The sequence below is a fragment of the Bradyrhizobium sp. WSM2793 genome (assembly GCF_000379585.1).
GTDB lineage: Bacteria > Pseudomonadota > Alphaproteobacteria > Rhizobiales > Xanthobacteraceae > Bradyrhizobium.
This window is the reverse complement of record NZ_KB902782.1, coordinates 151,524-163,279: the sequence shown is the minus strand read 5'-3', so window position 1 is coordinate 163,279 and position 11,756 is coordinate 151,524. Positions and strand designations below refer to the sequence as shown.

At 60.3% G+C, this 11,756-nt stretch carries 13 protein-coding genes; 5 read left to right on the top strand and 8 right to left on the bottom strand.

All coding sequences use genetic code 11. The features are described from left to right. Positions 1-216 (bottom strand): helix-turn-helix domain-containing protein (locus A3AS_RS0118120; protein WP_026202106.1); only part of this gene is annotated, 216 nt, incomplete at its 3' end. Positions 217-419: 203 nt separating this feature from the next. Here A3AS_RS0118120 and A3AS_RS0118115 point away from each other — a divergent pair. Both A3AS_RS0118115 and A3AS_RS0118110 read left to right on the top strand, forming a co-directional pair. Beyond that, positions 420-2,066, top strand: coding sequence for a hypothetical protein (locus A3AS_RS0118115; RefSeq protein ID WP_018318988.1), 1,647 nt, complete (start codon positions 420-422; stop codon positions 2,064-2,066). A 108-nt stretch (positions 2,067-2,174) separates the two neighbouring features. Continuing rightward, complete coding sequence (locus tag A3AS_RS0118110; RefSeq protein ID WP_018318987.1) at positions 2,175-2,576, top strand: hypothetical protein; 402 nt, start codon at positions 2,175-2,177, stop codon at positions 2,574-2,576. Between the two features lie 65 nt (positions 2,577-2,641). Here the strand turns inward: A3AS_RS0118110 and A3AS_RS0118105 are convergent, their stop codons facing one another. Next, on the bottom strand, positions 2,642-3,697 hold the full coding sequence (locus tag A3AS_RS0118105; protein ID WP_018318986.1) for a polysaccharide deacetylase family protein: 1,056 nt from the start codon (positions 3,695-3,697) through the stop codon (positions 2,642-2,644). A gap of 253 nt (positions 3,698-3,950) precedes the next feature. Here A3AS_RS0118105 and A3AS_RS0118100 point away from each other — a divergent pair, with 253 nt between their 5' ends. Both A3AS_RS0118100 and A3AS_RS0118095 read left to right on the top strand, forming a co-directional pair. Continuing rightward, complete coding sequence (locus A3AS_RS0118100) at positions 3,951-4,274, top strand: hypothetical protein (protein WP_018318985.1); 324 nt, start codon at positions 3,951-3,953, stop codon at positions 4,272-4,274. Between the two features lie 171 nt (positions 4,275-4,445). Continuing rightward, a complete protein-coding gene (locus tag A3AS_RS0118095; protein WP_018318984.1) occupies positions 4,446-4,661 on the top strand; it encodes a cysteine rich repeat-containing protein in 216 nt (71 codons plus the stop codon). A gap of 80 nt (positions 4,662-4,741) precedes the next feature. Here the strand turns inward: A3AS_RS0118095 and A3AS_RS0118090 are convergent, their stop codons facing one another. The 6 genes from A3AS_RS0118090 to A3AS_RS0118060 all read right to left on the bottom strand — a co-directional run bounded on the left by A3AS_RS0118090 (position 4,742) and on the right by A3AS_RS0118060 (position 10,468). Continuing rightward, entirely contained in the window at positions 4,742-5,527 is a 786-nt protein-coding gene (locus tag A3AS_RS0118090; protein WP_018318983.1) for an SDR family oxidoreductase, read from the bottom strand. A gap of 150 nt (positions 5,528-5,677) precedes the next feature. Continuing rightward, entirely contained in the window at positions 5,678-6,409 is a 732-nt protein-coding gene (locus tag A3AS_RS0118085) for an amino acid ABC transporter ATP-binding protein (RefSeq protein WP_018318982.1), read from the bottom strand. Positions 6,410-6,417: 8 nt separating this feature from the next. Continuing rightward, positions 6,418-7,110: an amino acid ABC transporter permease gene (locus tag A3AS_RS0118080; RefSeq protein ID WP_020508695.1), complete on the bottom strand. Its 693-nt coding sequence runs from the start codon at positions 7,108-7,110 to the stop codon at positions 6,418-6,420. A gap of 2 nt (positions 7,111-7,112) precedes the next feature. Continuing rightward, positions 7,113-7,844 (bottom strand): amino acid ABC transporter permease, encoded by a 732-nt coding sequence (locus A3AS_RS0118075; RefSeq protein ID WP_018318980.1) that lies wholly within the window; start codon positions 7,842-7,844, stop codon positions 7,113-7,115. Between the two features lie 282 nt (positions 7,845-8,126). After that, positions 8,127-9,038 (bottom strand): amino acid ABC transporter substrate-binding protein, encoded by a 912-nt coding sequence (locus A3AS_RS0118065; protein ID WP_018318978.1) that lies wholly within the window; start codon positions 9,036-9,038, stop codon positions 8,127-8,129. 536 nt (positions 9,039-9,574) lie between these two features. Continuing rightward, a complete protein-coding gene (locus tag A3AS_RS0118060; protein ID WP_049814908.1) occupies positions 9,575-10,468 on the bottom strand; it encodes a GntR family transcriptional regulator in 894 nt (297 codons plus the stop codon). A 334-nt stretch (positions 10,469-10,802) separates the two neighbouring features. Here A3AS_RS0118060 and A3AS_RS0118055 point away from each other — a divergent pair, with 334 nt between their 5' ends. After that, positions 10,803-11,747 carry a dihydrodipicolinate synthase family protein gene (locus tag A3AS_RS0118055; RefSeq protein WP_018318976.1) on the top strand — a complete coding sequence of 315 codons (945 nt, stop codon included), beginning with the start codon at positions 10,803-10,805 and terminating at the stop codon, positions 11,745-11,747. Positions 11,748-11,756: the final 9 nt, after the last annotated feature.

The following is an 11,756-nucleotide window of genomic DNA, read 5'->3' as shown; positions in this document are numbered from 1 at the left end:
GATCTGGCTCGGCAGCTGATTGGCATAGCGGACCGGCCGCCGGGAGCGATCGCTCAGGGCCTCGAGACCGTACTCCTTATAGCGATCGAAGATCTTGTAGCCGGTCTTGCGCGATATGCCGAACTCGCGGCAGACCTCGGACATGGCTTCTCCTTCCAGAAGCCGGGCGACAAAGCGAAGGCGTTCTTCCATGACCGAACTCGCTCTCCACGGCATCGCCACCTCCCGCAGAACAAAAGCGGAAAGTGTAACCCATGTGTCCGGTACGTTCTGTCACCTATGTCTCGGGCCGCTCAGCTCATCCGATCCAAGAAGCGCAAGCCTAGGTCCCGGCCATTGCATCCGGCGCATTGCGCGCGATGCCGGTGTCCTTACGATGCTGCCTGGCTGGGGTGTGGGCGTTGGGGGCAGGCAGGGGCATGGCGAACGGAACCGGGGCCGCGGATCGGAGCGACTGGGTCCGGCTGCCCGGTCTCGTCATCCCAGCGGCGCTGATCACCGCCATCGTCGCCTCCAAATCGCTCGACGCGTCGCGGCTGCACAGCCGGCTGTCCGTTCCCCCGCTCTATGACGATGTCGCCTATTTCGAAGACGCGGTCAGATGGGTGAATGCCTTTGGAAGCCGCGGCGTCGCCGGCAGCGTCTGGGACTTGCTGCATCACCATGCGCCGTTTTCGACGCTGGTGGCGGCCACCGGTTTTTGGTCGTTTCCCGGAAGCTATGTCGGTCCCTATCTCGTTCATGCCGTGATCGTCTTCGGCTTCCTGCTCGGGATCATCTGGCTGGTTCGGCGACGGCCGGTCCTCGAGATCGCATCGTGTCTGATCGCAGCATTGTGCGTGCCGGTGCTGTGGCACACGATTACCGAGGCGCGTCCCGATCTGCCCTCGGGACTTACCGTCGGCCTTGCTGCCGGTGCCATCGTCTATCGCGGCGTGCTCCGGCGCAGCGCCCGGTCGCTGGCTGGCCTCGGCGTTGCCTGCGCACTCGCCGCCTGCATCAAGCCGACATCGTTCCCGGCTGCGCTTGCTCTGCTCGGCAGCGCGTTCGCGATCCGGCTGGTCGTCGATTGCATCCAGGCCGGCGGATTGCGCCTGTCGATCAGGACTGCGCTCGGCGCGCTCGCGTGGTTCGTGCTGCCGTTGATCGCGACCACGGCCGTGCTGATCGGACCCGCATTGGTCGAGACCGTCACCTACATTCTCAACGTGTTCGTCGGCCAGCGCGACCTCTGGACGACGGGCGAAGGTTTCTGGCCCGGACTGCTACGCTTCTCCATCGGTGGAGAGGGACAGTTCGGCCTGCACTATTGGCTCGCCATCGGGTTGGCCTTGATGCTGCTGCGCTTCGTGCTCGCTGCGATCCAGGGCCGGGCCGCGGTGCTGGATGCCGTCGTTCTGCTCGCGACCGTGCTGATTGCCTACGCCATTCCGTCCGTTGCCGAGATCAAGACCTACTTTTTCGGCGCAATGTTCTACGGCGTGTTCATCGTCGCGACGGTCCTCAATGGCTGCGCCAGCATGGCGTCCATGGAATCGCTGCTTGCGCGCACGGCCCTTGCGAAAGACATCCGTCGCCATCTGCTGACAGCGGGCCGCGTGCTTGCGCTCGCGATCGCCCTCGCGCTGTTCGTCAAGCACGTCGTGATCGGTCAGCTCAGCGTGGCGACGCCGCTGAGCGCGCAGCAGCAGGACAGCATCCGCGCATCGACCGAGCGTCTCTGGTCGCTTCTGCGCGACGTCAAACCGCCGCCGTCGGGCCCGCTTTACGTCGGCTTTTCGAGTCCCTATCCGGTGACGCCCGCGACCATTCAGTTGTATGCGGCGCAGGCGCGGATGAATCTCGTCGTCCGCGGCGAGATGCTGCATCGAACGGCAGCGGCCACCGCAGACGCGCTTCTGCAGTCGAATATCCTCGTCGTCTCGAGCTCGATCCAGCATACGCTGGTCGGACCGCGGGTCGGCGATGAGCTCATCGCCCGCATGGACGCGGAAAAGGGCGTCTGCCTGCTCGACAGCATGAGCTTTCCGGACGTGACGCTGCGGGTTTATCGGCGGGGGTGTTGATCGCAGCCGGCCGGTTCGAAATTGCTCCGCGATTGTGTGAGGCCAATCACTTAACCCCGGACACCTTCCCCGTAATGTCCCGGGCACGCCATCACGGGGAGATTTCACATGCGCAAGATCATTCTGGTTGCCGCCATGGTCCTGGCTTCTGCCTCTGCCCAGGCAGACGGCTCCCGCAGCCTGTCGCTGTCCGCGGCGGGCGCCCAGGCTCCCGCTCCACTGGCCACGCCAACCTCGGCGACCACCTCCACGCCGCAGGCGAGCGAAGCTGCGCCGGCCACCGAGGCGCCGAAATATTCCGATCGTCCGCCGGCAGTGTCGCTCTCTGCGCCGGCCGCCACGGCCACTCCGACCGCTCCGGCGGCGACCACGCCCACGACCACCCCGGCGCCGGTCGCGACAACCAAGCCCGCCACCAAGAAAACGGCAAGGGCGGACAAGCCGAAGTCCAGGCGCTGGACCGAGCGCCGCATCATCAGCGAGCTGCACCGCCACGGCATCTATTGGTAAGCCGCTCGCCAAAAGCAAATGGCCGGGACAAGCCCGGCCATGCGCAGTTTTGAATGTGGTCGAGCTTACTGCGACACCGTCTGCACCACGCTTCCGATCGGACGCGTGTTCGTGCTCGCGGTCGGCACCTTCATGTCCTTCATGATCGCTTCGTCATATTCCGGCAGCGTCTGCAGCGTCGTCTTGGCCTTCATCTGCACGACCTTGTAGCCGCCGGCCTTCAACCGCGCGAGCAGCGTCGGCAGGGCTATGCCGGTATTCTTCTGGAAATCGTGCATCAGGATGATGCCCTTGCCGAGCTTGTCGAGCCGGGTCATCACCGTCTCGATGATCTTTTCCGGCGTCGCGCCCTTGCGGAAGTCGAAGGAGTCGACGTCGGTCGAGAACATCGCGACGTTGCGGGTGCCGAAATAGCTCACGATCGCCGGATTATGCTGGAGCTGCGGAAAGCGGAAGAACGGCGCGGGGTTGGCACCGAGCGCGAATTTCACCGCGCTGATGCCCTTTTCGACCTCGTCCTTGGCCATCTGCTCGGTCATCTTCTTGCCGTTCAGATTGACGTGCGACCAGGTATGCGTGCCGACCGTGTGGCCCTGGGCCAGCACCTGGCGCAGGATTTCCGGATGATAGGTCGCGTGCTTGCCGACCGAGAAGAACAGGCCCTTGGTGCATTCATCCGCCAGCGCCTTCAGCACATTCGGCGTGTTCACGGGCCAGGGACCGTCATCGAAGGTCAGCACGACCTCCTTGTCGGTGAGGAAGTCGAATTGCTTGAAATGGTCGAAGCCGAAGCCGGGGCCGCCGGTGGTGTCGATCTCGACCACGCGGGAGACGCCCAGCGCGTTCGGATTGGCGCAGGTCGATTTCTGCTGAACCGGCATGGCCGGGGCGGGCGCGGGTGCCTGAGCAACCGTTGTCGGCTTGGCCGCGATCGTCGCGGTGGTCTCGACGTCATCCCTGGCGGCGAGCTTCGCCGGTGCCGGCAATGGATCGGCGGCACGGGCGGCAATTGTCTTGGGAGCGGCCTGATCGGCGCGCGAGGAATAATAAAACCAACCGCCGGCGGCGATCACGACCGCCGCAACTACACTGGCCAACATCAGGCCCAACGCATTACGCATCGCTACTCTTTCCAATTACGCAACCAAACCGGCGGAATTTCCCGCGCGACGAGCCATTAATGCGAAGTAACAGTTAACGTGACACCAACACGACGGCGGTTGTGGAGGAATTTCAGGGAGGTGCGCCAAAGTGACCGACATCACAGTCGGGGTGCAGCCCGTGACCATCATCACAGTGGAAACTGTTTTGCTGGAGCATCGTAGTTCCCATCAACAACGGGCCCCGTTGCGACGGTGCCAATGGGAGCTTCAAATGACCAAGTCTCTTGACACCAAGCCTCTTAACACCAAGTCCTTCTCTGCCAGTCTCCGCGACACCAGCCTGGCGCTCGGTTTTGCCGCCATCGTCTCGCTCGTCGCGACGAGTTCGAGCTTCGCCTTCTCGGCCGAGGCGCAGCAGCAGTGCACCGGCGACGCCTTCCGCCTGTGCTCGTCGGAAATCCCCAACATCCCGAAGATCACGGCGTGCATGATGAAGCATCGCTTGGATCTCAGCGCCGGCTGCCGCGCGGTGATGGACAAGGATCTCGCCAAGGGCGCGTCGCGCAAGGTCGCTGACGCCCAGGACAAGCAGTAAGAGCACGCAACACTGCAATCGTTGCGTCGGTTAGCTCCCCTCGCGATACGCCCCGGCGTCAAGCCGGGGTCACGCGGAAGCGCCATGCAGCCTGCCAATAAAGCCGTTGCGGCTGAGGGATCGTCGCACTAGCTTCGCCTGCACATTCTTCCGGGTAAGAGGCATTACGCGATGACCAGATTTCTTTTCATTCTTCCTTTGCTGCTCGGCGCATCGGTCGCATCCGCGCAGCAGCAGCCGGGCCACGATGCCTGCGCGCGCGACGTCACCCGCTTCTGCCGTGCCGTGATGAACAATGGCGATGGCGCCGTGCTCGCCTGCCTCAAGCAGCACCGCACGAAGCTGAGCAAAGGCTGCGACAAGGTGCTGACCGAGCACGGGCAGTGATTGTCGTCCCGGCCTAGATCGCAACATTTCGGGCCCTACGGAGCGTCCATGGTCATTCCCAACTGCCGCTTACCTGATCGTCATATGCTTGCGATCAAGCCGCCGTCAACGCGAATGACGCTTCCCGTGATGTAGCTAGCTCGATCACTCGCCAAGAACGTGACGACGTCGGCATATTCTTCAGGCCGACCGTAACGGCCAAGAGGAATCGACGCCACGCTCTCTTCGGTGACTTTGTCGACACTCCGCCCCTCCTTCTTCGCTTTCGTTTCGTCCAGGAAGCGGATCCGACTGGTTGCAATGCGGCCAGGCAACACGATGTTCGCGGTAATGCCGTCGTCTCCAACTTCCCGAGCGAGAGTTTTCGACCATCCGACGAGCGACAGCCGCAGCGCGTTCGAAATGCCGAGGTTCGGAATCGGCGAGACGACGCCTGAGGAAGTACTGGTGATCACCCGGCCCCATTTTCGCGCGCGCATGCCTGGTAGAACCCTGTCAGTCAAGGCAACAACCGAGAGCACCATGGAATGGAAATTGGACGACCAAAGCGCCGGGTCTTGACCGGCAGCAGGCGTCGGCGGCGGGCCACCGGTGTTGTTGACGAGAATGTCCACCGGGCCGAACGCCTTCTCGATCGCACTGACGTTCCGGTCGATAGCCGAAAGATCGGCAAGATTCCAGGGTAGTGCCAGGCTTGCACCGTTCTCGCGCAAGATCGCGGCACTCCGCTGCTCGAGAGCCGCCACATCAATATCGCCGAGCGCCACGCGAACACCCTCATGAGCCAAGGCGCTCGCGATCGCACCGCCGAGGCCACCGCCGGCGCCCAATATGAGTGCGGTTTTTCCCGCTAGACCCAAATCCATTTCGATTATCCTTCGGCTTGGTTGATGTTAGTTTGATTAGTTGAGCCAATATTCGCCGGATGATCTGACCACGCGATCGCGGCAGACGCTGGACCCGCGACAGGAACCCAGGCGAGCTTGGTGCGCAAATTCACAGCCAAGATTGCTCGATCAGTGAGAGAGTATCTTCGACAGAAACTTCTGCGCGCGATCGCTCCGCGGCTTATCAAAGAAGTCAGCCTTGTCCGCGTCTTCGACGATTTCGCCGCGATCCATGAAGATCACTCGATTGGCTACCTTTCGGGCAAATCCCATTTCGTGGGTCACCACCATCATGGTCATACCTTCACGTGCGAGGTCCACCATGACGTCGAGCACTTCGCTGATCATCTCAGGATCAAGCGCAGAGGTCGGCTCGTCGAACAGCATGGCGATTGGATCCATTGCCAGCGCGCGTGCGATAGCCACGCGCTGCTGCTGGCCGCCGGAGAGTTGGGCCGGGAATTTCTGCGCGTGCTCCTTCAGGCCGACACGATCCAACAGAGCCATACCCTTCACCACCGCCTTTTCATGCGATCTGGCCAGCACCTTTTCCTGAGCCAGGCAGAGATTGTCGATGATCTTGAGGTGAGGGAAAAGTTCGAAATGTTGGAACACCATGCCGACGCGCGATCGGAGCTTCGGCAGGTTGGTCTTGGCATCATTGACGATCGTTCCATCGATTATGATGTCGCCGCCCTGGAAAGGCTCCAGGGCATTGACGCACTTGATCAGCGTGGATTTCCCCGAACCGGAGGGACCGCAGACCACGACCACCTCGCCCTTGGCGACGTTCGTGGTGCAATTCTTGAGCACCTGAAAGGTGGTGCCGTACCATTTATCGACGCTTCTGATCTCGATCATGATTGGCTCTATCGAATGATGGCAATGCGCGACTGCAGGCGGCGGACGCCAAAGGATGCGACGCAGGAGATGGCGAAGTAGACGGTTGCTGCGAACAGATACATTTCGACCAGCCGGCCATCGCGTTGTGCGACCTTGCTCGCAGCACCGAGAAAGTCCGGAATCGAAAGCACGTAGACCAGCGACGTGTCCTGGAACAGCACGATGGTCTGGGTCAGAAGAACCGGGAGCATGTTCCGGAAAGCTTGCGGCAGCACGACGTAGCGCATGCTTTGTGCGTAGGTCAGGCCGAGCGCACTTGCAGCTGCCGGCTGTCCGCGCGAGATCGACTGGATTCCAGCCCGCATGATCTCGGAGAAATATGCCGCCTCGAACATGATGAATGTGGCGAGCGAGGACGCGAACGCGCCGATGCTGATCGGGCGCGAGGCGCCGGTCACCCATTGGCCTATGTACGGGACCAGGAAATAGAACCAGAAGATGACGAGTACCAGCGGCAGCGACCTCATGAAGTCGACATAGAGGCCCGCGATACGTCCGAGCGGCGCGCGACCGGACAACCGCATCAGGGCGATGGCGGTGCCGAAAATCAGTCCACCTAGGGCTGAGAATGCCGTCAGCATGAGCGTGAAGGTCATCCCCTCGTAGAACAGATACGGCAGGGCGCGGCGGATGACGTCGAAATCCAGATTTGCGAGCATCCTCATTTCCCCGTGACGTAGCCGGGTATCGCGACGTAGCGCTCGAGCACGCGCATTCCGATCACTACGACCACGTTGACCAGAAGGTATAGAATGGTCGCCGCTGTGAACGCTTCGAAGACCTGGAATGAAAACTCCTGCATCGAGCGCGCTTCCCCGGTCAGTTCGAGGAGACCAATGGTGATCGCGACGGAGGTGTTCTTTATCGTACTTAGGAACTCGGAGGTCAGCGGCGGCAGGATGATGCGAAATGCGATAGGCAACAGGACATAGCGATAGCCCTGCACTGTAGTCAGCCCAAGCGCTGTCGCCGCCTGCCTCTGGCCGCGGGGTAGCGAGCTGATGCCGGCCTGAAGCTGCACCGCAATGCGTGCCGACATGAAGAAGCCGATGCCGATCGCGGCAGTCCAGAACGGCGCATTCGGCAGGTGTTTGAGCCACAATCCCGCGGACTTCGGCAGAAATTCCGGCAGGACGAAGAACCACAGGAATAGCTGCACCAAAATCGGGATGTTGCGGAAGAACTCGACGTAAGCAAAGCCCACCCAATTAGCGCGCTGCGATGGCAGCGTGCGCATCACGCCGACCACAGCCCCTGTGACCAGCGCGATGAACCAGGCTAAGAGCGCCGTTTCGAGAGTGACCACCAATCCCGACAGCAACGTATCTAGATAGGTGCCGGTCCCCAACGGATTTGGCTGGAAAAAGATCATCAAATTCCAATTGTAGTTCACGACCCCCCCACGCCGACGGACATGTTGCAACTCCTGCTTTCGTGCTGATCTACGATCGAGAGATGCGTTCTCCTTTCGAAAAGACCCATCACCTCCAAGGCGAGCTCTCGCGCCGCGTTGAAGAACAGCTGCCCCAGAGCCCGGTCAGCGCGACGCGTATTCCTCATCCGTCGCACAATCGACGCCGTCTTACCGCCGTCAGAACTTTGGGCTCGTGGCCTTTCGCAGCGGAGGTCTCAATCCGTGAATCCAAGTCGGTCCGCGCTCCCGAGCGCTGCCCGATCACCTGTAGTCGTCCGGATTCGGGGAATCAGACGGATTGGCGAACTCGTGCTTCAGCTCCGTCGATATCGGCGTGTTGAAGTTCAAGCCTTTCGGCGGGATGTTCTGGGTGAACCATTTGTCATAGAGCCTCTGGCCTTCCGCGCTTGTGTAGAGTTCTGCGGTCGCGGCATCGACGACCTTTTTGAAGGGCACGTCGTCCCTGCGAAGCATGATGCCGTACGGCTCGGGCTTCGAAAACGCGTCGCTCGAGATGACGTAGTCCGACGGGCTCTTTGAAGTCGCAATGAGACCGGCGAGCAGGACGTCGTCCATGACGTAGGCGACGGCGCGATCAGTCTCGACCATCAGAAATGCTTCAGCGTGGTCCTTGGCCTGAATGATGGTAGCGCCGAGATGGCGGGTGAGATTTGCTTCGATGAGCTGCTTGACGTTGGTGCTGCCGGCTGCCGATACGATCGCCTTACCCTTCAGGTCGTCGATCGATTTGATGCCGCTGGACTTCTTCGTCAGATATCGGCTGGCGGTGAGGAAGTGCGTGTTGGTGAACCAAACCTGCTTTTGCCGTTCAGCATTGTTGGTCGTCGAACCGCACTCGAGATCTATCGTTCCATTAGCCAAAAGCGGAATGCGTGTTGCCGCAGTCACCGGGTTGAGCTTGACGTCGAGCTTGTCGAGTTTGAGCTCCTTCTTCAGAGCGTCGACGACCTTGTAGCAAATATCCATCGCGAAGCCGATCGGCTTCTGATTGTCGTCCAGATAGGAAAAGGGGATCGAAAAATCCCGGTAGCCCAACGTAATCGAGCCGGTGTCCTTAATGTTCTTGAGAGTGCCCGTCAGCTCCTCGGCGCCTGCCGCTCCGGCGGTAAAGGTGGCAACGAGCGCGAACCCGAGATTGCAGAAATACTTCACTTCATGTCCCTCCTTTGATGGAGCCGCCCGGACCGCGTTGAAAGGCCAGGCAACCACGACCGCCGACGATGCCGCTACACGAGCGAAGGCTCGTCCGATCGGCCGTCATTTCCGCCCCGTGCTTAAGTCGGCCAATTTCGAAACAGGCATCACAAGGCGACAGGGCCGGTGAGCTCATGACGTTGCAGCCCACGAAGCCGTGTCGTCCCCGAGCGAATACCGACCTGATTTCCGTGAAAACGCCGGCCTCGATAAGTGACCTTGATTGCTCTAATTGAGATCAACAGTACAATTGCGAATGTGATCGCGTCAAGGGTTTTCATGCAGATTCGGCTCAATTCGTCTCGCAGGAGCGCCGGAGCCGCCTCATAGTATTGTATTATTGATGCATTCGGGTCGCGCCTGATGCCTGCGCGAGCACAACTTGGACGGCGCTTCGTAGGAGATGCGCTCGTTATGCGGCCGTGTCAGCAAGGCGGAGCTTGCTCACGTGCATGCCCTTCGTGCGGGGGCGTACGTTCCGCGACGTCGAACCGCTAGCTCCGTGCGATATCCAAGTGCTTCTTAGGCGCAGCCCTGAAAGCCGCATTGAGGTGCTCGGCCATCAGTTGCGCGGCCGCGCGCCTGTCGCCGGAGCCAATCGCGTCCAGGATCTTCAGGTGCTCTCGACACCAATCTTTCACACGCCGGCGGTTTGCATATCCGCCGAATTCCAAGAGCCGACGCATGCGGTTCTGCTGCTGGATCGCCTGCACGAAAAAATTGTTGCCGCTAAACTCGGCGATCATCTCGTGGAACTGAGCGTCTGTTTCGAACAGCAGCGTAGATCTAACCGTTCCGATATTTGGATGTGCCTCCAGGAAAAGGTGCTGACGTCGAGCCTTTTCTAGCGCAACGCTGTCCACTTGGAATGTGTCGAGCAGAATTCCGGCAGGCTCGATCGTCTTTCTGAAATCATAGCTGCTGCGTAGAGCAATTTGCGAGTCTATGGTCGGCTGAAAGGTCCAGCCGCGGCCGCTATTTCGCGAGAGCAGCCCATCGTTTTCTAATTGCGTAAGTACTTTCTGGAGCAATGCACGATCGACCTCGTATCGCCGCGCGATTTCGGACTGAGTGAAGGATTCGCCCAATTTGCCCGATAACCGCTCGTCGACGATCTTGGCATAGAGGTCCTGCTCTGCCGTCGTGGGCACCTCCATGTCTACGGCATGAAGCTCTTGGGGCCCCGCCTTTAGAAAAAAGCCCTGGTTCTTCCTGGATTCCAGAATCCCTTGCTTCTCAAGCAAGCTGAGCGCCGCCCGAGCCGGCGTTCTGGACACTCCCAGCATTTCGCTGACGTGTTGTTCACGCAGGTGATGTCCGGGCCCAAAGCGAGCGTCGCGCACAAAATCCAGTATTTGATTAGCGAGTCGATAGCTGGATCGAGACATCAGTTCGAGCCTACCTCTAGTTGAGACCGCGCTGTCCAGGTGACTTAGAGTCCACGGCTCGCATCCTATGTGTGGTTGTCCGAGCGCATTCCAAAGCAGCGAACACCAGATACTGATCTTCTAGGCAATACAGCTCTAAAAAACGAGTGTCGGAAAGCCTACGGCGGGATTTTGCATAGGAAACCCATCTCCGCTTTCAGCGCCAATCCTATCCGGAGCGCCGATCGCCAGACGCCTGGGGCAACGCCAAGCCTTGACTCAATATTTTCGTAATTGTACTATATGTCTACATTAGAACAATTACTATTCCGACCAGCCCCACAATGGAGAAATCATGAAGCTCGAGACTAGCGCCAGCGGCGTCTATCCGATCGCGCCGACGCCATTTCATGAAGATGGCCGAATTGACTTTGCATCCATCGATCGCTTGAGCGACTTCTATACGGAGATCGGTGCGACGGGGATGACCGTACTGGGTGTGCTCGGGGAGGCACCCAAACTCGACGGCGCTGAAGCATTGGAAGTCGCCGCCCGCTTCGTCAAGCGCGCCCCCAAGCTTCCGGTGATCGTCGGGGTCACTTCTGCCGGTTTCGCTGCGATGCGCACGCTGGCGTCCGCCGCTATGGATGCCGGCGCCGCCGGCGTCATGATCGCTCCGCCGAACACCCTGCGGACCGACGATCAGATCGTGACGTACTATGCTCAGGCGGCAGACGCGATCGGGTCCGACACGCCGTTTTGCATCCAGGATTACCCGCTGAACTATTCAGTCGTGATGTCGCCCACCGTCCTGAAGCGCATCATCACGGACAATCCGTCTTGCGTGATGGTGAAGCATGAGGATTGGCCCGGCCTGGAGAAGATTACGACGCTGCGCAAATGGGAAGCAGACGGAGCTCTGCGTCACGTTTCCATTCTCTGCGGCAACAACGGTCTCTTCCTCGATTTCGAGATCGAGCGCGGCGCGGACGGCGCGATGACCGGCTATCCATTTGCCGACATGCTCGTGGACCTCATAAACCTGGCTCGGTCCGGGCAACGCGACGCCGCTCACGATCTGTTCGACCTCCACCTGCCTCTTCTCAAGTACGAACAGCAGCCTGGTGTCGGGCTGAGTGCCCGCAAATACATTCTGGCTCGCAGAGGTCTCATTTCTTCGCCAGCTCAGCGTAAACCCGCCGGCGCGTTCACGGAAGCAGCGCGCTCCGAGGTCGACTACCTGCTTTCTCGGATCGCGCGCTCAGACAAGCGTGGAGCCTGCAACCCGCTGAAGATCTGAGCCTCATAG